We start from the raw sequence: 21,613 nt of genomic DNA, 5'->3' as shown, positions 1-21,613 counted from the left end.
ATTAACAATTATTATGACAAATCGTTTATCATCTAAGGATATTTGGGCGTTAGGGTTTATGACCTTTGCCCTGTTTGTAGGGGCGGGAAATATTATTTTTCCTCCAATGGTGGGATTACAATCGGGTGAATATGTTTGGGTGGCTGCATTAGGCTTTCTAGTCACCGCAGTTGGTTTGCCGGTGATTACAATCATCGCGTTGGCAAAAGTAGGCGGTGGTATTGAAGAACTGAGTTCACCCATTGGTAAGGTTGCGGGGTTGTTGCTGGCGACGGTTTGTTATCTGGCTGTTGGTCCTCTATTCGCAATTCCACGTACTGCAACGGTTTCTTTTGAAGTGGGTATTGCTCCCCTTGCCGGTTCGGGTGAATTACCGCTCTTTATTTACAGTCTGATTTATTTTGCCCTGGTGATTGCTGTCTCGCTTTACCCTGGTCGTTTACTTGATACTGTCGGGCATGTGCTGGCACCCATTAAAATGCTGGCGTTAGGTATACTTGGTGTTGCTGCTCTACTTTGGCCCGCGGGGGGCTCAATTCCTGCAATTGATGCTTATCAGCAAATCCCATTCTCCAGTGGTTTCGTTAATGGTTATCTGACGATGGATACCTTAGGCGCTATGGTATTTGGTATTGTTATCGTTAACGCGGCGCGTTCAAGAGGCGTTGCTTCATCTTCATTGTTGACTCGTTATGCGACGTGGGCAGGGGTGATTGCCGGGTTCGGTCTGGTGTTGGTTTATCTGTCTCTGTTCAAACTGGGTTCTGGCAGTGGATCATTAATTCCTCATGCGGAAAATGGCGCTGTAATTTTGCATGCTTATGTTCAGCATACTTTTGGTGATGTTGGCTCTCTTTTCCTCGCTGTGTTGATTTTTGTCGCCTGTATGGTGACTGCGGTTGGGTTGACTTGTGCGTGTGCTGAGTTTTTCAGCCGTTATCTGCCTTTGTCTTACCATTCATTGGTTCTGATCCTTGGTTTGTTCTCTATGCTGACTTCTAACCTTGGTCTGAGTCATTTGATTAATATTTCTATTCCGGTACTGACTGCGATTTATCCACCTTGTATCGTTTTGATTGTTCTGAGTTTTACTCTGCGCTGGTGGAATAATTTCAGCCGTGTTTTGGCTTCGGTTATGTTAATCAGTCTGCTGTTTGGTATTTTAGATGCTATCAAGTCATCAGAAACCTTGGTGTATTTATTACCAAACTGGGCAACTCGTTTACCGTTGGCTGATCAAGGATTAGCTTGGTTAGCGCCATCCCTGTTGGTTCTGGTTGTGTTTGGTATTTATGACCGTATTTGGGGACGTTCTGGTTCACAAGAAAGTCAAAGCCATCAGTGATGATGGTCCGTTTATTTGACCGTTTGTCATCGTCAGTCAGTTAGAGAAAGCACGGGATGGGGTGCCTGAGAAAGGTATTCCATCCCGATATCTTGAGCTGTTTCTACATGGTTTCTACATACATGGTTTGCTGGTTTCCTGATCGAGCTGTCATTAGTAACCTATAGCAGCACCTGCTGGACGCCGAACATCATTGGCACCATAGAAATAGTTTTCACGAACTTGACCAGATACGGCAGCATCGTTACCCGAATGGCCTGTATTTGAAACGCCGGCGGCTTTTGGTAAACCAACCATAATTAACTCGGCAGCTCCCCACGGTGTTTGTTCTACCATCTTATATCCCATTTTTTCCAGCAAATTCAGTGAGTCTTTAGAAATACCACGTTGCTCATAATAAACTTCATCTGGTAACCATTGGTGATGTATGCGGGGGCTATTGACCGCTTCCTGAGGTGGCATACCGTGATCAATGATGTTTAAGGCCGTTTGCAACGTGATAGAGATAATACGCGAGCCGCCGGGTGAGCCCAGAACAAGGAATATATTATTGTCTTTAGTGACGAGTGTTGGGCTCATTGATGATAGTGGGCGCTTACCGGGGGCGATAGAGTTAGTCGCTCCCTGAACGAGTCCATACAGATTTTTTTCACCAATTTTTGTCGTGAAATCATCCATTTCATCATTGAGGAAGAAACCTGTTCCTGGTGCGATGACGACCGCACCGAAAAGCCCATTGATTGTGTAAGTGGTTGAAACCGCATTACCTTCTTTATCTACAATAGAGTAGTGTGTGGTTTCTGGTTTTTCATGTGGTCCAACACCCGGCTGAACATTTTCTGATAATGTCGCTTCCCCAGGTTTTATTTTTTTACGCAGGGATTCGGCATAGCTCTTACTCAGTAAGCGATCGATTGGGTTTTTGACAAATTCCGGATCGCCAAGATAAGTATTTCTGTCCATATAGGCATGACGCATCGCTTCCGTCAGTGTGTGAATATAATCAGCAGAGTTGAATCCCATTTCTTTGAGGTTGTAGCTTTCCAGAATATTCAGAGTTTCACACATTGTTACTCCCCCTGAACTGGGTGGCGGTGAAGAGATAAATTTATAACCGCGATAGCTACAGGTGACGGGGAGTGTTTCTGAGATTTTATAGTTGGCGAAATCGGCTTCGGTAATAATGCCGCCTGATTTTTTGGCTGCTTCTGCAACCCGTTTAGGAATATCCCCATGATAGAACGCTTTTTGTCCTTCTTTGGCGATTAATTCCAGTGTATTTGCCAGATCGGTTTGTATTAACTTGTCGCCCGGTTGATAAGGGGAGCCATCTTTACGCAGGAAGATGCGGGCTGCTTCTGGATCTTTGCGGAAACGTTTGATTGAAGTGTCCAGAATATCGGTGTCTGCTCGGGTCAGTATGTAACCTTCACGAGCCAGTTTAATTGCAGGTGCCATGACCTGTTGACGATTGAGTTTGCCATATTTCTTTAGGGCACTGTCCAGCCCCATCACGGTTCCGGGCACTCCGACTGCTAGGTAGCCATATAAACTGGATCCTTTAATAATGTTGCCTTCTTTATCCAGATACATATTGGCACTTGCCGCATTTGGTGCGGTTTCGCGGAAGTTAATAAAAGTATTTGTGCCATTAGCCAGATGAATTGTCATAAAACCACCCCCACCGATATTGCCACAGCATGGGTTTACAACGGCTTGGGCATAGCCAACAGCAACCGCTGCATCAATAGCATTTCCACCTATTTTGAGGATATCTACACCAACTTGTGAAGCAAGGTGTTGGGCCGAGACAACCATGCCATTCTTAGCTTCAACGGCGGGTTCTGAAGCGGCATAAAGATGCGACGAGATGAGTAAGGATATTATTGCCAGTGGTGTTTTCCATGTTTTCAACATGTTGTGAACTCCTGTCATTTTGCGAGGCGATTTTTATAAGTGGAAGTGCTTACTTTTACACGAATTTTAATGTTAACTAATTGTAAATTTAATTATAAGAGGTGATAGTTATCAGGAAGGTTTTTTTTTGTGCGCAAGGTTACAAAACGAGGAATCTCAGAGAAAAAAACCAGTTGGAAGATACCAACTGGTCTGAATATTGGTAACGTCGTGGGTTACAGTTTAGCGGCGTTTTGGGACAGGTATTTAGCTACGCCGTCTGGAGACGCGCCCATACCTTCTTTACCTTTTTCCCACTGTGCAGGGCATACATCGCCGTGCTCTTCGTGGAATTGCAGTGCGTCAACCATACGCAGCATTTCGTCAATGTTACGGCCCAGTGGCAGATCGTTAACCACTTGGTGACGGACAACGCCGTTTTTGTCGATCAGGAAAGAGCCACGCAGAGCTACGCCCGCTTCTGGGTGCTCAATACCGTATGCTTTTTGAATTTCGCGTTTAGTATCAGCAACCATTGCATATTTAACTTCGCCGATACCACCGTTATCGATAGGAGTTTTACGCCATGCGTTGTGGACAAATTCAGAGTCGAAAGAAACACCAACAACTTCAACACCGCGTTTTTTGAACTCTTCGTAGCGGTGGTCGAATGCGATCAGCTCAGAAGGACATACGAAAGTAAAGTCCATCGGCCAGAAGAAGATAACGGCAGGTTTACCGTTCAAGTGTTTTTTCAGGTTGAAATTCCCAACTATTTCGCCGTTGCCAAGGACAGCTGCTGCTGTAAAGTCAGGGGCTTGACGAGTTACCAGAACCATGAGTTACTCCTGTAGTTTTAACTGGGGTTTATGTAAAAATTGGATGCAGAATAAGGAATTAGCGTACATTAATAAAGGGTAAAATACTAATTTTTGCAATAGATTTTACCTATCAATACTTTATTTTTATTTTCTTTACTGTAACGCTTTACCCACGTTGTTAATTGGGGGCGGTTTCCAGTTTCATTTGGGGAAGGTTATAAAAATCTTTATTTTCCGCTTTTTCCATCATATAGGGATAAAATTGCCAGAATAACGCTTCGAGGTCAGAGTAATGGTGTTCTATATCCTGAAATGATCCCGATAAAGCAGATAATCTGGGATGTCTTCGGGCCATTCCATTTAGTACATTTGCGATAAATGTAAGATCTGCATAGCGGATCAACCAGTTTTGTGACCATAAAAATTCATTCATTTCCTGAAATTTTTCGGGAGTTTTATAAAGATGGGGTTCTATTTGACTGTGGGCACTGTGAATAAATGCCGGTAATGAGTCACCGGGAACCAGTTTATCCCAATGTAGGGAAAGGAAGTGATCCCAAATAATATCTAATGTAATCGGCGCCACCCGTCGATATTGGCTACTGAACAGGTGACGGGCTTGAGTAACCAACGGGTGGGTATCTGTTAATGCATCAACCCGTCGATGCATGCGAATGCCTGCAACCACGTCAGCGCTGTATTGCCCCTCTGGATTACCGCGAACAAAATCCGCCATCAGGTTCCCTAACAGGGAGCTTTCAGCCAGAGTAGCTAAATGAAGGTGAGCGAGAAAATTCATCTGGTGATTATAATATAAATCAGCGAAGTTATGTGCTTATTTGTTGCACCCTTAGAGCTGCGGCACTAGACTAGTCCGCCTGTTTTTCTGAATGATTAAATACAATGCGAGTTTCCGATTTTACTTTTGAACTTCCTGACGAAATGATTGCTCATTACCCTCAACCACAACGTAGTGGCTGCCGTCTGCTTTCCCTTGATGGTGAAACGGGGGCGTTAACGCATGGTGTTTTTACGGATGTTCTCGATAAGCTGAATGCCGGAGATTTGTTGGTTTTCAATAATACCCGAGTTATACCCGCGCGTATTTTTGGCCGGAAAGCCACCGGCGGTAAACTGGAAGTTTTGGTTGAGCGGGTATTGGATGATAAGCGGGTACTTGCACATGTGCGCGCTTCCAAAGCACCAAAAGTAGGGGCAGAGCTGTTGTTGGGTGACAGTGAGAACGTTAAAGCGACGATGCTGGCCCGCCATGACACGCTGTTCGAAATACGTTTTGATGATCAGCGTGATGTGCTGTCCATTTTGGATGATGTCGGCCATATGCCTTTGCCGCCTTATATTGCTCGTCCTGATGAAGAGGCGGACCGCGAGCTGTATCAAACGGTATACAGTGAACGCCCAGGCGCGGTAGCTGCGCCAACGGCGGGTCTCCATTTTGATGAACCTCTATTGGAAGCCCTGCGTGAAAAAGGGGTGGAAATGGTTTTTGTGACATTGCATGTAGGGGCCGGTACTTTCCAGCCAGTGCGTGTGGAAACCATTGAAGACCATATTATGCATGCTGAATATGCAGAAGTGCCGCAGGATGTGGTTGATGCTGTCCTGGCATGTAAGGCCCGGGGTAATAAGGTTGTTGCTGTCGGAACAACGTCAGTCCGCTCGCTGGAAAGTGCAGCAAGAGCTTGCCAGGATGGATTAATTGCGCCATTTTTTAATGATACTCAGATTTTTATTTATCCAGGGTTTGAATATCAGGTTGTTGATGCGTTAATTACGAATTTCCATCTGCCGGAATCGACACTTATTATGCTGGTTTCTGCATTTGCTGGTTATAAAAATACCATGAGTGCTTATAAAGAGGCGGTGGCACAGAAATACCGTTTCTTTAGTTACGGTGATGCGATGTTTATTCGCCGTGATCCTTTGGCTTGCAAGGAAAAAGTTTCTTAATTTATTGTTTTTTAAGTCACAGCATCAGACTGTTTATCTGATGCCTGGAGGTTAAGTGAAATTTGAATTACAAACTACCGATGGTCAAGCTCGGCGCGGTCGTCTGGTTTTTGAACGTGGTGTTGTAGAAACGCCGGCTTTTATGCCTGTGGGGACTTACGGCACAGTAAAAGGCATGACGCCGGAGGAAGTGAAAGAGACCGGGGCGCAAATTCTGCTCGGTAATACTTTCCATCTGTGGCTGCGTCCGGGGCAGGAAATCATGAAGCTGCATGGCGACTTGCACGGATTTATGCAATGGCATGGCCCGATTTTGACGGATTCAGGCGGTTTTCAGGTATTTAGCCTTGGCGCGATGCGTAAAATCAAAGAGGAAGGTGTACATTTCCGCAACCCAATTAATGGTACGCCTGTTTTCCTCAGCCCGGAAAAATCAATGGAAATCCAGTATGATCTGGGTTCCGATATTGTGATGATTTTTGATGAATGTACGCCATATCCTGCTGACTGGGATTATGCGAAACGTTCGATGGAAATGTCCTTGCGCTGGGCGGCTCGCAGTCGTAAACGTTTTGATGAGTTACAGAATAAAAATGCTTTGTTTGGTATTATTCAAGGGAGCATTTACGAAGATTTACGTGATATCTCAGTAAAAGGTCTGGTAGAGATTGGCTTTGATGGGTACGCTGTAGGCGGTCTTGCGGTTGGGGAGCCTAAAGAAGATATGCACCGTGTTCTTGAACATGTCTGCCCGCAAATCCCGCAGGACAAACCGCGTTATCTGATGGGGGTAGGAAAACCAGAAGATTTGGTGGAAGGGGTTCGCCGTGGCATTGATATGTTCGATTGTGTAATGCCAACCCGTAATGCCCGTAATGGTCATCTTTTTGTCACCGATGGTGTCATTAAGATCCGTAATGCCAAACATAAAGAAGATACTTCGCCGCTGGATGAGCAATGTGATTGCTATACTTGTCGAAATTATAGCCGGGCGTATTTGCATCATCTTGATCGTTGTAACGAAATTCTCGGTGCAAGGCTGAATACTATCCATAATTTGCGGTATTATCAGCGTTTAATGGCTGAGATCCGTAAAGCCATCGAAGAAGGTAATCTTGAACAGTTTGTTGAAGATTTTTATCAGCGGATTGGTAAACCCGTTCCGCTATTAAATATTTGACTTAAGTAGTGATTGACTGACCTCAGTGTGTATAGCATATTGCGGTTGGTTTTTTTGATTACTATCGATTTTGATAACAATGAGGGAAAAGTTTAATGAGTATTATTTCTGAAGCAACGGCATCTGCTGGCGCACCGGCGGCTCAGGGAAGTCCATATTCTCTGATCATCATGTTGGTTGTTTTCGGTCTGATCTTCTACTTCATGATCCTGCGTCCACAACAGAAACGTACGAAAGACCATAAAAAACTGATGGATTCTATTTCCAAAGGTGATGAGGTTCTGACCAATGGTGGTTTGATTGGTCGTGTAACTAAAGTTGCTGATACGGGTTATGTCGTTTTAGCACTGAATGACACCACTGAAGTGACTATTAAACGTGATTTCGTCGCTGCCGTTTTACCGAAAGGTACAATGAAGGCTCTGTAATTTCTGATTTTCCCGAAGGGAACTGCCGTGTTAAACCGTTATCCTTTGTGGAAGTATCTGATGCTGATCGCTGCGATCCTCATCGGTTTGCTTTATGCACTTCCCAACCTTTATGGTGAGGATCCGGCTGTACAAATCACTGGCGCGCGAGGCATTGCCGCCAGTGAGCAAACGCTGGACCAAGTCCGTAATGTTTTAGAGAAAGATCACATCACGAGTAAATCTATTGCGCTGGAAAATGGTGCGATTCTTGCTCGTTTCAATAATTCTGATATTCAGCTTCGTGCCCGTGAGGCCCTGATGTCCGCATTGGGCGATCAGTATGTGGTGGCATTGAATCTGGCACCGGCAACACCAATTTGGCTGGGTAAGATTGGCGCAGAGCCGATGAAACTGGGCCTTGATCTGCGTGGTGGTGTGCACTTCCTGATGGAAGTGGATATGGAAACCGCATTAGGTAAATTGCAAGAGCAGAATATTGATGGTCTGCGTACTGATTTACGTGAAAAAGGCATTCCTTATTCCACTGTTCGCAAAATTGATAATTACGGTGTAGAGATCCGCTTCCGTGATGAAAAATCCCGTTCTGACGCGGAGAGTTATCTGACCAATCGTCACCGTGATTTAGTGTTCAGTATTGGGGCAGGTAATACCCTGAAAGCGGTGATGAGTGATGAGCGTCAGCGTGAAGCCCGTTCTTATGCGGTGCAGCAAAACATTACTATTCTGCGTAACCGTGTTAACCAATTGGGTGTGGCTGAACCGTTAGTTCAGCGTCAGGGCACCGACCGTATCGTGGTGGAATTACCGGGTATTCAGGATACTGCCCGTGCTAAAGAAATTCTTGGTGCGACAGCAACCCTGGAGTTCCGTTTGGTCAATACCAGTATTGATTCTACTGCGGCGATATCAGGTCGTGTACCGGGTGATTCTGAGGTGAAAAACACCCGTGATGGTAGCCCGGTTGTGTTATATAAGCGAGTTATTCTGACTGGGGATCATATTACAGATTCAACTTCTGGTACCGATGAATACGGTAGTCCAGAGGTGAATATTTCACTGGACAGTGCGGGTGGAAGCGCAATGTCTAATTTCACCAAAGACAACGTTGGTAAGCCAATGGCAACGTTGTTTGTGGAATATAAAGACAGTGGCAAGAAAGATGCTAACGGTCGTGCGGTGTTAGTCAAAAGTGAAGAAGTGATTAATATCGCTAATATTCAGGTTCGTCTGGGAAGTAATTTCCGTATCACGGGTATTTCCAATGCGGCTGAAGCCCGTCAGTTATCTTTGCTGCTGCGTGCCGGTGCGCTGATTGCGCCGATTCAGATTGTGGAAGAACGTACCATTGGGCCAACCCTTGGTCTGCAAAATATTGAGCAAGGACTGGAAGCCTGTTTGTGGGGCCTGGTCGCATCAATCCTGTTTATGGTGATGTATTATCGCAAATTTGGTTTGATTGCGAGTAGCGCGCTGCTGGCTAACTTGGTGCTGATTGTCGGTGTTATGTCTCTGTTACCGGGGGCTACGCTCACCATGCCGGGGATTGCCGGTATTGTTCTGACGCTGGCGGTGGCAGTCGATGCTAATGTGTTGATAAACGAACGTATCAAAGAAGAATTGCGTAATGGCCGTACCGTACAGCAAGCGATACATGAAGGCTATAAGGGCGCTTTCTCCAGTATTATCGACGCCAACCTGACTACGCTGATTACTGCGATCATTCTTTACGCTGTTGGTACAGGGTCAATTAAAGGCTTTGCGATAACAACGTCAATTGGTGTCGCTACTTCTATGTTCACCGCTATTGTAGGTACCCGGGCTATCGTGAACCTGCTATACGGCGGTAAGCGTATTAAGAAGCTGTCAATTTAAGGAGCACGTTGTGGCACAGGATTATACTGTTGAACAATTGAACTACGGCCGTAAAGTCCATGACTTTATGCGTTGGGACAACGTTGCTTTCGGAATTTCGTTGCTGCTGTTGGTGGCTTCTGTTTTTGTGATGGCAACCCGCGGGTTTAACTGGGGATTGGATTTTACCGGTGGTACGGTAATTGAAATCAAACTTAGTCAACCTGCTGATTTGGATAAGATGCGTGATAACCTGGCGAAAGCGGGTTTTGCAGATCCTCTGTTGCAAAACTTCGGCAGTAGTCGTGATGTGATGGTGCGTATGCCACCGCTGATGGGTGCTGCTAATGAGGAACTGAGTAAAAAGGTTATTAGGGTCATCAATGACACCGTTGATAAAGACGCGAGTGTGAATCGTGTTGAAATTGTGGGTCCGAGTGTCGGTGCTGAACTCGCCCAGAATGGTGCAATGGCGCTATTGGCCGCGCTTATCTGTATCTTGATTTATGTTGGGTTTCGTTTTGAATGGCGTTTGGCGTTGGGGGCGGTTCTCGCACTTGCGCATGATGTCATCATTACGTTAGGGGTTCTGTCGTTGTTTGATATCGAGATTGACCTGACAATTGTGGCGTCGCTGATGTCTGTTATCGGTTACTCATTGAACGACAGTATCGTGGTTTCTGATCGTATCCGTGAAAACTTCCGTAAGATCCGCCGGGGTACGTCGTATGAAATTATGAACGTCTCTTTGACTCAAACATTGAGCCGTACCATCATGACTTCTGCGACAACCTTACTGGTGGTGTTGATGCTGTATATTTTCGGTGGTGCAATGCTGAAAGGCTTCTCACTGGCGATGTTAATCGGTGTTTCTATCGGTACGATATCTTCTATCTATGTTGCTTCCGCATTAGCGTTGAAACTGGGTATGAAGCGTGAACACATGATCCAGCAAAAGGTTGAGAAAGAAGGGGCTGATCAGCCCTCTTTATTGCCTTGATTATTCTGCCTTGATGCTGTGCAAACACCCTGTGAGTATCCGGCTGGCAGGGTGTTTTTTATTCAGATTAAGGTAAACTGTAAACTGAGTTCGGATTAACCAATCAGGAAGTGATATGCATTGCCCATTTTGTGCCGCTGTTGATACCAAAGTGATTGACTCCCGTTTGGTGGGGGATGGTTCGCAGGTACGCCGACGTCGCCAGTGTCTTGAGTGTCATGAACGATTTACCACTTTTGAAATGGCTGAGTTGGTTATGCCGAGAGTGATAAAAAGTGATGATATCCGGGAGCCGTTCGATGAAGAAAAACTACGCCGAGGTATGCAAAAAGCACTGGAGAAACGTCCGGTCAGTTCTGATGATGTAGAAATGGCGATTAGCTATATTAAATCTCAGTTACGTGCTACTGGTGAACGGGAAATTCCATCCAAAATGATTGGTAATCTGGTGATGGATGAATTGAAGAAATTGGATAAAGTCGCTTATATCCGTTTTGCTTCCGTCTACCGCAGCTTTGAAGATATTCGTGAATTTGGTGAAGAGATTGCTAAATTACAGGATTAATAAGTAGTGAATAACGATGAAAAATATATGGCGCGTGCTTTCGAGTTGGCGCGTCAGGGATGCTTTACCACGTCACCTAATCCTAATGTCGGTTGTGTGATTGTGCGTGATGGGCAGATTGTTGGGGAAGGTTTTCATTTACGTTCTGGTGAGCCACATGCTGAAGTCCATGCTTTGCAGATGGCTGGAGATAAAGCTAAAGGCGCAACGGTTTATGTCACTCTTGAGCCGTGTAGTCATTATGGTAAAACACCGCCTTGTACCGATACCTTGATTGCTGCCGGCGTTAGCCGTGTGATTACCGCTATGCAGGATCCTAACCCGCAGGTCGCGGGAAGAGGGTTTTATAAGCTACAACAGGCGGGTATTGAAGTTGAACACGGGTTGATGATGGAGGAAGCGGAATCCCTCAATAAGGGGTTTTTGAAGCGGATGCGCACAGGATTTCCGTATATTCAGTTGAAGATGGCGGCTTCTCTTGACGGGCGAACTGCGTTGTCTTCTGGAGAAAGTAAATGGATTACATCATCACAGGCTCGTAATGATGTGCAAAAATTCCGTGCTCAGTGCAGTGCGATTCTGAGTTCCAGCAGCACTGTTCTGGCTGACGATCCCTACTTGACGGTTCGCTGGAACGCGTTGGATGCAGAAACTCAGGCGGTTTATCCTGAGAAAAATTTTCGTCAGCCAGTGCGTGTGGTTGTTGACAGTCAAAACCGTGTTGGCCCCCAGCATCAAGTCATACAACAGCCGGGCTATTGCTGGCTGGCCCGTATCAACGCTGATGAACATAACTGGCCTGAAAATGTAGATCAGATATTGCTGCCTGCTCATGGTGCTGGCGTAGATTTAGTGTTACTGATGATGCAATTAGGTAAACGTCAGATTAATACTGTTTGGACTGAATGTGGTCCACTGTTGGCGGGGGCATTACTGACTTTGGGGTTGGTGGATGAACTGGTGCTTTATGTTGCGCCAAAAGTGCTGGGTGATGCTGCCTGTGGTTTGTTTACCATCCCTGAACTTAAAAATCTGGCGGAGGCGCTGGAATTTAACATTTTTGATGTACAGCAAGTCGGGCCTGATCTTCGTCTGCGTCTGCGGCCTGTATACTAACTGAATATGTGAGTGTGGGTTAGCTCGCCTGTTTTTATGCTCTGTGACTAAATCGGCAGGCGCGGCTAACAAAAGAATATGATAGAATCCGCCCCCCTGCGGATATCAACAGATATAAGGAAGGCTATGAACGTCATCAAAGGTATTGTTGCAGCTCCACAAGCTCGTGTGGCGATTGCCATTGCACGTTTTAACAACTTCATTAATGACAATCTGTTAGAAGGCGCGGTAGATGCGCTTGAGCGTATCGGTCAGGTTGCTTCAGAAAATATCACTGTTGTCTGGGTTCCTGGTGCATATGAATTACCGTTGACGGTAAAAACATTGGTCGAAACCCAAAAATATGACGCAGTTGTCGCGTTGGGTACCGTTATCCGTGGTGGTACCGCTCACTTTGAATACGTTGCTGGTGAATGTAGTTCCGGTCTGTCTAATGTGGCAATGACCAGTAAAATCCCAGTGGCATTTGGTGTTCTGACTACAGAAAGCATTGAGCAGGCGATTGAACGCGCTGGAACCAAAGCGGGTAATAAAGGCGCAGAAGCTGCGTTAACCGCACTGGAAATGGTCAATGTAATTAACGCCATTAAAGGCTGATTTTAGTTTTAATTAAGGGGAATCTTGTGAAACCTGCTGCTCGTCGTCGTGCTCGTGAGTGCGCTGTTCAGGCTATATACTCATGGCAATTATCTGGCAATGATATTGCTGACGTTGAATTACAGTTTCTGTCGGAGCAGGACGTCACTGGTGTTGACGTAACCTATTTTCGTGAATTGCTGTCAGGGGTCGCTGTGAACGCAGTTAAGCTGGATGCTTTGATGGCTCCTTATCTTTCCCGTCAGCTTGAAGAGTTAGGTCAGGTAGAAAAAGCCATTTTGCGTGTTGCTATGTTTGAACTAAGTTATCGTGATGATGTCCCTTATAAAGTGGCTATTAACGAAGCTATCGAATTGGCCAAAGTCTTCGGCGCTGAAGATAGTCACAAATTCGTGAACGGGGTACTGGATAAATCTGGCCCAGCAGCACGCAAGAAAAGATAATTCTCACTGCTTGCCGGGTTTTTCCCACCGTAGACGATGATTTATAAGGCCGGGATACCGGCCTTATGTACGTAATCATCTGTAACTTTTTGGGATTCTATTATGGCATGTGGCGAATTTGACCTCATTGCGCGTTATTTTGATCGCCAGGTAACTAACCGGCGTGACGTAAATCTGGGTATTGGTGATGACTGTGCACTGATGACGCTGGCCGATAAACAGCAATTAGCTGTCAGCATGGATACCTTGGTTTCAGGCGTTCATTTCTTACCTGATATTTCTCCTGAAGATTTGGCTTATAAATCTCTGGCGGTGAATTTAAGTGATCTGGCCGCTGTCGGTGCTGATCCTGCCTGGCTTTCACTTGCGTTGACATTACCGGAAATAGATGAGTGTTGGCTAAGTGGTTTCAGTGACAGTCTCTTTGAACAATTGCGTTATTACGGTATGCAGCTTATCGGTGGTGACACCACCCGTGGCCCGATGAGTCTGACGTTAACGATTCATGGTCTGGTTCCCGCGGGCAGAGCATTGCGGCGTGCCGGCGCAAAAAATGGCGATTGGATTTATGTGAGTGGCTCGTTGGGTGACAGTGCGGCAGGTTTGGCTCTGTTGCAAAACCATTTGCAAATTTCTGATCCAGTGTCCCGCGATTGGCTAATTCAACGTCATCTCCGGCCGCAACCCCGTATTTTGCTAGGGCAGGCATTGCGTAACCTGGCAACGTCAGCAATTGATTTGTCTGATGGTTTGATTTCTGATTTGGGCCACATATTGAAAGCCAGCCGATGTGGAGCCAGAATAAATTTGGATGCGATCCCTTACTCTGGTGCAATGAAACAATACGTTGAACCGCAACAGGCGCTTATGTGGGCTTTGAGTGGCGGGGAGGACTATGAATTATGTTTTACTGTCCCGGAAAGGAATCGTGGCGCGCTGGAAATCGCTTTGGCTCATACCGGTGCCGGTTTTAGCTGTGTCGGACAGATTATGCCGGAATCAGAAGAGATTCGTTATTACAGCAATAATAAAGAGATTAAATTGGATCTGAAAGGGTTCGATCACTTTATTACCGAGGAAGCACATGGATGAGGCAAAACGCCGTTTACGGATGAGTAATCCTTGGCATTTATTAGCGACGGGTTTTGGTAGTGGGTTATCGCCGGTAGTGCCGGGAACAATGGGATCTGCTGCGGCTATTCCATTCTGGTTATTATTGATGCAGTTTCCAGAATGGATTTGCTGGTTGGTTATTATGGCAGGAATGTTATTCGGAATAATGATTTGCCAGCGTACTTCTGATGATATGAAAGTTCATGACCACGGCAGTATTGTCTGGGATGAATTTATCGGTATATGGATCACATTGATGGCGATTCCTGTGGTTAACTGGCAGTGGGTTTTAACGGGATTTATGGTGTTTCGTATTTTGGATATGTGGAAACCGTGGCCGATTCGTTGGTTTGATCGTTATATTCACGGCGGATTAGGTATCATGTTGGATGATATTATCGCGGCTATATTTTCTTTCGTCATTGTTTGGTTATTGGCATTTTATCAGATTTTAACTTTCTGATGTGCGGGGTATTTGATAATTAAATAAATAGGAATTCTAACCCATAATTGGTTGATTAGCAGTCAACTCCCTCCTGCTGGCCTTTTGGTCAGATCTGCCCTGTAGGGGCTATATCGCCCCTGTACAGGCGGTTACGTTGTGAACTAAGTGCAACATTGTATGACGGATCAGAAAGGCCATCTCATCTGGCCGGGGCTCAACCACCTGGCTACAAGGCTAAAAAGAAAAAACGCCATCAATCAGTTTAAATTAAGACGAAGATCTATTTTTTGATATAGAAGACAAGTTAATCTTTAACCTTCTAATTATACCCTTGCCTGATATCAGACATACTTATTTTATAAGGGGGCGCACAAGAAAATGGTATTTAGCATACCTTAAATTATAAAGATCACCTTATTTTCCGTGCATTACATCAGCCATGCTGTAAGAACCCCCCGATCCTAAAATTAATGGATCCTTGCGGTTACTCTTATACGTACAATCCATCATGGAAAAGGATATTAATGAAAATGAATCAGCGAGAAACTAACGTAAGCATACTTGCAGGGAATTCGCGAGTTTATCTCAATAAGGATAATGAGATAGTTGTCGAGGCTCAATTGAAAGCCTTTGAGGCTGCGCTGCTGTTCGCCAAGCGATGCCAAGATAAATGTGGCGAATTACCGAGAATATCCGTGGCATTCGATCATCATGGGATATTCCGCCTCCAATTCCTGACAGAAAACCTCTCTAATTCTCAAAAAAGGAACCCCCGTCTGAGTCATCTCCACGCCTCGATCATGAATGTCTTCTTGCCCGTAGCTGAAAAACATCAGATTCCGCTCTGTGAAATACGTGTTATTCACGAAGATTCAGCTAGGCAGCACCTTGTCCACATTCTCGCCTCCGGGGAAATACCCGAAACCATCACACGGCGGATGGTGTCTAAAACCTTCGCTGATGGCAAACCACCGACATCAGATGTTTCTTACGAAGAGCCGACTCAGAAACTCACCTGTGCGGCAATTACGAAGGAGTATTTTGAGAAAGCAGCAGGCGATCACAAAGGTTCAGACGCTATTCTGGAGGTGTTTTTTGAGGACTGCGCTTGGTCGAGAGCCCTGGCATATGTGCGTGGGCTCCAACTTAGCCACATGCTCGGTGTTTTAACCGCCATTCGTCTCAATCTTGTTAATGAAGAGGGAGATGTAAGCACAGGCGATTTAATTACTGCCCAGATATAGCCAAGATAATAAGAAAATAATCTTCATCTTTATTTGTTGAGGGAGAAAATTATGTACAGTTTAGCACAGCCGATATACCTGGATAACAACGCTACAACGGCATTAGATCCTGATGTGCTTCAATCTATGATGCCCTATTTTACCAGCGCTTACGGAAACGCTTCCAGCAATAACCATGCATTTGGGTGGAAAGCGATGGAAGCTGTTGATGGTGCGCGAAAAGTGATATCGACATCGATAAATGCAGCAAGTCATTCCGATATTATATTCACGTCTGGCGCGACCGAGTCGATCAATCTTGCAATCGCTGGCCTTCAACATCGGGGTAAAAGGGGTCATGTCATCACATCGACAATTGAGCATAAGGCTGTTCTTGATTGTTGCAGTAGGCTCGAATCAATGGGAACGGAGGTGACCTATTTACCGCCGCAAAGCGATGGTGTCGTATCCCCAGACTCAATATCTCGTGCAATGAGAGATGATACTTATCTCGTCTCGATCATGGCCGCTAATAACGAGATTGGCTCAATACAAAAAATTGAAGAGATAGGCGCGATCTGTAAGGAGCGTGACATTCCTCTCCATACAGACGCCACGCAAGCGCTCGGCAAAATAGAATTTGATGTACAGCGCATGAACATTAGCCTTGCCTCATTTTCCGCGCACAAAATATATGGACCAAAGGGGATCGGCGCACTTTATATTAATTCACGTAATAAACATATGACACTCGCCCCTATCATCGTCGGAGGGGGACATGAACGAGGCTTACGCTCTGGAACCCTTAACGTCCCAGGGATCGTAGGTTTCGGACGTGCCGTCGAACTATCTGTTAAAAACTTGGCTGCTGAGTCGATGAGGTTACGTTATTTACGGGATTTGCTTCGGCTGTATATTACCGAGCATGTAGCTAACGTTCGGATAAACGGTCATCTCACCGAATGCCTTCCCGGTCTGTTAAATGCCTCCTTTGACGGTGTAGATGCTGACTCGCTTTTGCTGGAGCTTTCTGAGGTTGCGCTGTCCTCTGGGTCTGCATGCACATCCGCTAACAGGGCTCCTTCACATGTACTGAAGGCAATAGGGGCCAGTGATGCGCAGGCCCAAGCCAGTGTGCGCTTTGGACTGGGCAGATTTAACAATGAGGATGAGATACGGTATGTTTGTCTCCGTCTGGAAAAAGCGGTGAATAAACTGAGATCAATGGCGCCAAAGTCATTCGGCACCCGATAATAATTAAGAATTAATTAAGATGGAGTTTGACTCATGCGAACAATGTCGGCACTTTTTCTCCTGTTCGGAACCCTGTTCACTGCGGGGGGATATGGCGCCACCTTCCTTATTTCCGCGTATTTTCGGTCACAAGGGGGGAGTGACATTGACGCCGGGACGACCCTCAGCGTGGCTTTGGTCGGCACCTTGATTGGTGTTCCTTTAGTCGGATGGTTTGCCGGGCAGCTGGAAGCATCCCGCCTTGCCGCCCTTGCGGCGTTGGCGATGTCTTGTGGTTATCTTCTTTTAGGCGGCTTCAGCGGTGAACTGGGTTATATTCCGCGTATCGCGGCGTTTTTGATTGGACTCGGTTGGGGAATGTTCTATATCAGTGGGCCCATGGCGTTGTCGGAACGTGTAACCGATGCCGACAGGGGCCACTGGTTTACCCGATTCAGTGCGTTTCAAATGGCTGGGATTTGCGGCAGTCCCATCCTCCTCACCGCAGCGGTTGAACAGGCGGGAGTGTCCATCCAAACAACGTTTCTTTTTGTTGGCGTCGCTGGCATCTTCGCCTCACTGCTTCTGGCGACCTTTGGTATCAAGGAGCCGCATGGTCAACGGGAATTATCACTGAGACCCTGGGTGAAAAAGATAGCGAAGATCGCTACAAGTAGCGCGATCCGCCCCATTGTGATGGTGGGGCTGGGAGGCTGCGTATTCTCCGGAATGATGTCATTCCAGAGTTCGCTCGTCGAAGGGACGCGTGCAAATGCAAGTACCTTCTTCGCTGTACATGCAGCGACCGTGGTTGTGTCGCGGCTTTTGTTGGCCCGGCGTTTATCGACGATGCCCCGCATCCCGTTAGTCACTGCGCTGATGTTATTCTTAATCGTGGGCATTTTGGCCCTGCTGGGCATACCGGTTCACCCCGTGTTCCAGATTGCGGCGGCCATGTTAACGGGGATAGGGTATGGATTGGTGTATCCCGTCATTCAAACATGGGCAATAAACGATTCTGCTCTTGAGAATCGCCATGCGGCCCTCACCTGGTTCGTTGTCGCCTATTTTGTGGGTATATTTGGATTTCCGGCGATAGGAGGATGGATATTAGTTGGCGCGGGCAAGGCCTTGTTTATCCTCGTTCTGGCCGTAATAGCCTCTCTTGAACTTGTGATGGCGTTATTGGGAGGGAACTGGTTTTGTCGCATTAAGGACAGGTTGACGGCACAGGATGAAGTTCGTTAACGGTCATTCAGCTAGTCGATTTCCTTGGCAGGCATCTTGATAATGCATTCGACAGATACTCAAATCAGCATGTACGAGGTACTAAATGAGCACTGAAACTTACGTTCGCACACGTATAGATCCAGCAATAAAGATCATGAATTAGCCGGAAATTGGGTAGGGTTTAGAGAGTCTCATATTGGGGGGGGGGGTGACGCCTGCTCAGGGATATGAGTGACGTACACTGCAAGACTCCCGGTACTGAAAAAAACTGTTGAATTTTAACATCAGTTTGCAGGTTTTACATTGTTATTAAAAGTCACTATTTTAACTCTTGGGTTTAATCGATATAGAGTTTTAATCGTTGTTTTCACCACTTTTAATGTCTGATTATCCCCAAGTTGTTGACCAACCCATTTAAAAACATCCTTAAATACATAAGCAGAATGCCACACCCCTGCTGGATTGGGGGCGTAATACTATTAATAAACTTAAGGAACTGATGTTGTTTTAAAAAAAAGTATTTCCAGCCTTATCACCACTTTCCAGCATTTAATACATCGCATTCCCCATTATCAGGATTAAACAACCCGATCTTGATCGCATTTCATACTATCCATTCAGACAGGCAATTAATAACATATTAGAATAGTTCAATTATGACACTATCAAATTATCACTATTTTCTATGGAAAGATGACCGTTTTATCACCAAAGCCAGATTCACTTAAGCAAAGAGAGAGTACGATGGAGCAACGTAACACCCCGATGGTCAGGGCCACGGGTTATCTTTTAATTTACTTGACTGCGGTCTATCCGCTTCATCCCGTTATGGCGGCTGGGATAACGCCGGATAACAGCCAAACACAGGTACAACATCAGGGTCATGTGCCGGTTGTCAATATCGCTACACCGAATGACGCCGGGATATCCCACAACACCTATCAAGAGTTTAACGTTGCTACTCAAGGTGCCGTACTCAATAACGCCACTCAGGCGGCCCAATCACAACTGGCCGGGCAACTTAACGCCAACCCGAACCTGAAAGACCAAGCGGCTGAACTGATTATCAATGAAGTCACCGGCAGCGGACGCTCTGCGCTGCAAGGTCAGTTGGAAATTGTCGGCAATAAAGCCAATGTGATGATTGCCAACCCCAACGGCATCACCTGTGATGGCTGTGGTTTTATCAATACTGCCGGTGCCACCCTGACCACCGGGAAACCCCAGTTTGACAAACAGGGGGCGTTGGAAGCACTCGAAGTGCAGCAAGGCCAGATTACCATTGGCGGCAAAGGACTGGACGGCAAGGCGACGGATTACGTCGATATCATCAGCCGGGCCACGGCGTTGAATGGAAAAATTCAGGTGAATAACCTGTCGCTGACGCAAGGCGCTAACTGCGTCAATTTAAAAGACGGCACGGTTACCCCTCTCACTGGAGAAGGCACTAAACCGCAATTAGCGATTGACACCAAAGCCTTAGGCGGCATGTATGCCCATAAAATCCGGCTGGTGGCGACCGAAGCCGGGGTGGGCGTGAATCTCACCCACCTGACCGCCAGCCAGGACGATATCCGTTTGACTGCGGAGGGGAAAATTATCCTGGGGGAAGTACACGCCGGGACAGACATCCGCATCAACAGCAAGGCCATTGAAACAACAGCACAAAGCCACGTGCAAGCGGGTCAGCATCTGACGTTAACCACCGATACCCTCCACAATCAGGGCCAAATCCGGGCGGGGGGAGATATCACCCTTAAAGCCACCAAACTGGATAACGTCAACCCGACCGGGCAAAGTCACCCGGTGATTACCGCCGGTAAAAACAACCGCATTACCGCTGATGAGATAAACAATGTGGGCGAGTTAAGCGCGGCGCAAAATCTCACCCTGACCGGCAACAATTTCTCAACCATCGCGATAAAAGACCGTCAGGGGAATAGCCTCAGTAAACTCAGTGCCGGTGGCGATCTGACGGCGACATTGAAACAGGCCTTTCGTTTTGATGTGGATAAGGACCCGGTTAACGCAGGCAAGAAACCCACCGTTCCGGCGTTAATCACCGGGAAAAACATTGCGCTCACCGCCAACGATTTAGTGAATTCTGCGTCAATGCAGGCCGAACAAAACATCACCGTTAACGCCGAAACCGTCTATTTAGGCCACGGGCATTTAACCGCCGGGCACCAAGTGATGCTGGAGGGAAAGTCGCATCTTGATGTGAAGGGTTATGATATTTCCGGTCGGAATGTGACCTTGCTTGCCAGCCGGGGGCTGCTCTCTGTGGTCTCCGGAGACGACAATACCCCGGCAGGTATGCCGGCATTCACCACGCTTTCTGCGGATAACCGGTTACGCATTATCGCCGAGGGTCACATTAATCTTTCAAATATTCTGATCAATAAGGCGAAAAATATCTTCCTGGCGGCCAATGGGATGATTGAAATGGCGGCCTATGCGGATTTTGATGATGAGGGTATTCGACTCAATGAGGAGACGAAACAAGCCCTCATCAACCGCTTGCACACACTCAGTCACCTGACAGCGGATGAAAATATTGAGGTTCATGCAGGAAAAGTGATTGATCTGCGCACCCTGTCGTTGACGGCGGGGAACGATATCACCCTGACCAGTGGCGATGCGCTTGATATCAGTACCGAAGACGCCTATGAATATGAAAATGGCGATAAAAAATACACTGTCGATGAGGGCGATATTGATGATGAGGAAGATGACCCCTCCACGCCCTCATTTCACTTCCCGATAATAAAAAGCACCCTCACTGCCGGCCGCCATTTAACCCTGAATGCCGGCTGTCAGATTGTAGATACTGACGCCACGCTGCGGGTTAAAGGCACGACGGCCATCACCCAGCACAACACTGAATTGCACTCAGCGGAAGGACGGTATAACTCCGTGGCTGGCCAGTATACGCCGGTGACAACGGCGCTGATTAACCGCGCGTTAAGCGGTGCGCCTCAGCTGACCCTCAATCTTGCCGAAGTCGAAGGGGAAGTGCCCGGGCTCCAACTGGCGGATAAACAAACCCGCATCACCGCGAAAAACAATCGCCCGATTATTCACATTGCGGCCCCGAATACCCGGGGTGTTTCGCATAACCGTTATCAGGCATTTAATATCGCGACCTCAGGA

General features: G+C 46.6%; 19 protein-coding genes. 16 read left to right on the top strand and 3 right to left on the bottom strand.

Annotated elements, in window-relative coordinates:
• Positions 1–13: 13 nt before the first annotated feature.
• Complete coding sequence (gene brnQ / locus ACGF7G_RS15045; RefSeq protein ID WP_133815411.1) at positions 14–1,345, top strand: branched-chain amino acid transport system II carrier protein; 1,332 nt, start codon at positions 14–16, stop codon at positions 1,343–1,345.
• 153 nt (positions 1,346–1,498) lie between these two features.
• Here the strand turns inward: brnQ and ggt are convergent, their stop codons facing one another.
• The 3 genes from ggt to ACGF7G_RS15030 form a co-directional block, all read right to left on the bottom strand.
• Complete coding sequence (gene ggt, locus ACGF7G_RS15040) at positions 1,499–3,262, bottom strand: gamma-glutamyltransferase (RefSeq protein WP_387466508.1); 1,764 nt, start codon at positions 3,260–3,262, stop codon at positions 1,499–1,501.
• Between the two features lie 215 nt (positions 3,263–3,477).
• Positions 3,478–4,080, bottom strand: a complete 603-nt coding sequence (locus ACGF7G_RS15035; protein ID WP_133815409.1) for a peroxiredoxin C — start codon at positions 4,078–4,080, stop codon at positions 3,478–3,480.
• Between the two features lie 160 nt (positions 4,081–4,240).
• Entirely contained in the window at positions 4,241–4,861 is a 621-nt protein-coding gene (locus tag ACGF7G_RS15030) for an ACP phosphodiesterase (protein WP_387466506.1), read from the bottom strand.
• A gap of 104 nt (positions 4,862–4,965) precedes the next feature.
• Between ACGF7G_RS15030 and queA the strand changes: the two genes are divergently transcribed.
• From queA to ACGF7G_RS14955, 15 genes are all read left to right on the top strand, one after another.
• On the top strand, positions 4,966–6,033 hold the full coding sequence (gene queA / locus ACGF7G_RS15025) for a tRNA preQ1(34) S-adenosylmethionine ribosyltransferase-isomerase QueA (protein ID WP_387466504.1): 1,068 nt from the start codon (positions 4,966–4,968) through the stop codon (positions 6,031–6,033).
• Between the two features lie 55 nt (positions 6,034–6,088).
• Positions 6,089–7,213: a tRNA guanosine(34) transglycosylase Tgt gene (tgt, locus tag ACGF7G_RS15020; RefSeq protein WP_387466502.1), complete on the top strand. Its 1,125-nt coding sequence runs from the start codon at positions 6,089–6,091 to the stop codon at positions 7,211–7,213.
• Between the two features lie 95 nt (positions 7,214–7,308).
• Positions 7,309–7,641 (top strand): preprotein translocase subunit YajC, encoded by a 333-nt coding sequence (gene yajC / locus ACGF7G_RS15015; protein WP_021323460.1) that lies wholly within the window; start codon positions 7,309–7,311, stop codon positions 7,639–7,641.
• 27 nt (positions 7,642–7,668) lie between these two features.
• Positions 7,669–9,516 (top strand): protein translocase subunit SecD, encoded by a 1,848-nt coding sequence (gene secD / locus ACGF7G_RS15010; RefSeq protein WP_387466501.1) that lies wholly within the window; start codon positions 7,669–7,671, stop codon positions 9,514–9,516.
• A 10-nt stretch (positions 9,517–9,526) separates the two neighbouring features.
• A complete protein-coding gene (gene secF / locus ACGF7G_RS15005; RefSeq protein ID WP_387466500.1) occupies positions 9,527–10,495 on the top strand; it encodes a protein translocase subunit SecF in 969 nt (322 codons plus the stop codon).
• A gap of 115 nt (positions 10,496–10,610) precedes the next feature.
• On the top strand, positions 10,611–11,060 hold the full coding sequence (gene nrdR, locus ACGF7G_RS15000) for a transcriptional regulator NrdR (RefSeq protein WP_041382373.1): 450 nt from the start codon (positions 10,611–10,613) through the stop codon (positions 11,058–11,060).
• Between the two features lie 6 nt (positions 11,061–11,066).
• Positions 11,067–12,176, top strand: a complete 1,110-nt coding sequence (gene ribD / locus ACGF7G_RS14995; protein WP_387466498.1) for a bifunctional diaminohydroxyphosphoribosylaminopyrimidine deaminase/5-amino-6-(5-phosphoribosylamino)uracil reductase RibD — start codon at positions 11,067–11,069, stop codon at positions 12,174–12,176.
• Positions 12,177–12,302: 126 nt separating this feature from the next.
• Positions 12,303–12,773, top strand: coding sequence for a 6,7-dimethyl-8-ribityllumazine synthase (gene ribE, locus ACGF7G_RS14990; RefSeq protein ID WP_021323464.1), 471 nt, complete (start codon positions 12,303–12,305; stop codon positions 12,771–12,773).
• A 26-nt stretch (positions 12,774–12,799) separates the two neighbouring features.
• Positions 12,800–13,216 (top strand): transcription antitermination factor NusB, encoded by a 417-nt coding sequence (gene nusB, locus ACGF7G_RS14985; protein WP_133815401.1) that lies wholly within the window; start codon positions 12,800–12,802, stop codon positions 13,214–13,216.
• A 102-nt stretch (positions 13,217–13,318) separates the two neighbouring features.
• Positions 13,319–14,308: a thiamine-phosphate kinase gene (thiL, locus tag ACGF7G_RS14980; protein WP_387466495.1), complete on the top strand. Its 990-nt coding sequence runs from the start codon at positions 13,319–13,321 to the stop codon at positions 14,306–14,308.
• Positions 14,301–14,792, top strand: coding sequence for a phosphatidylglycerophosphatase A (gene pgpA, locus ACGF7G_RS14975; protein ID WP_387466493.1), 492 nt, complete (start codon positions 14,301–14,303; stop codon positions 14,790–14,792). The genes thiL and pgpA overlap by 8 nt, the downstream gene beginning before the upstream one ends.
• A 512-nt stretch (positions 14,793–15,304) precedes the next feature.
• Positions 15,305–16,018 carry a hypothetical protein gene (locus ACGF7G_RS14970; RefSeq protein ID WP_133815398.1) on the top strand — a complete coding sequence of 238 codons (714 nt, stop codon included), beginning with the start codon at positions 15,305–15,307 and terminating at the stop codon, positions 16,016–16,018.
• A gap of 51 nt (positions 16,019–16,069) precedes the next feature.
• On the top strand, positions 16,070–17,251 hold the full coding sequence (locus ACGF7G_RS14965) for a cysteine desulfurase family protein (RefSeq protein ID WP_387466492.1): 1,182 nt from the start codon (positions 16,070–16,072) through the stop codon (positions 17,249–17,251).
• Between the two features lie 33 nt (positions 17,252–17,284).
• Entirely contained in the window at positions 17,285–18,478 is a 1,194-nt protein-coding gene (locus ACGF7G_RS14960; protein ID WP_387466491.1) for an MFS transporter, read from the top strand.
• 726 nt (positions 18,479–19,204) lie between these two features.
• The coding region (locus tag ACGF7G_RS14955) for a filamentous hemagglutinin N-terminal domain-containing protein (RefSeq protein WP_387466489.1) at positions 19,205–21,613 on the top strand (2,409 nt) is incomplete at its 3' end.

This window comes from Photorhabdus sp. RM323S (assembly GCF_042879375.1).
Classification (GTDB): Bacteria; Pseudomonadota; Gammaproteobacteria; order Enterobacterales; family Enterobacteriaceae; genus Photorhabdus; species Photorhabdus tasmaniensis.
The sequence above is the reverse complement of the archived record's forward strand: the minus strand, read 5'-3'. Positions and strand labels throughout refer to the sequence as shown.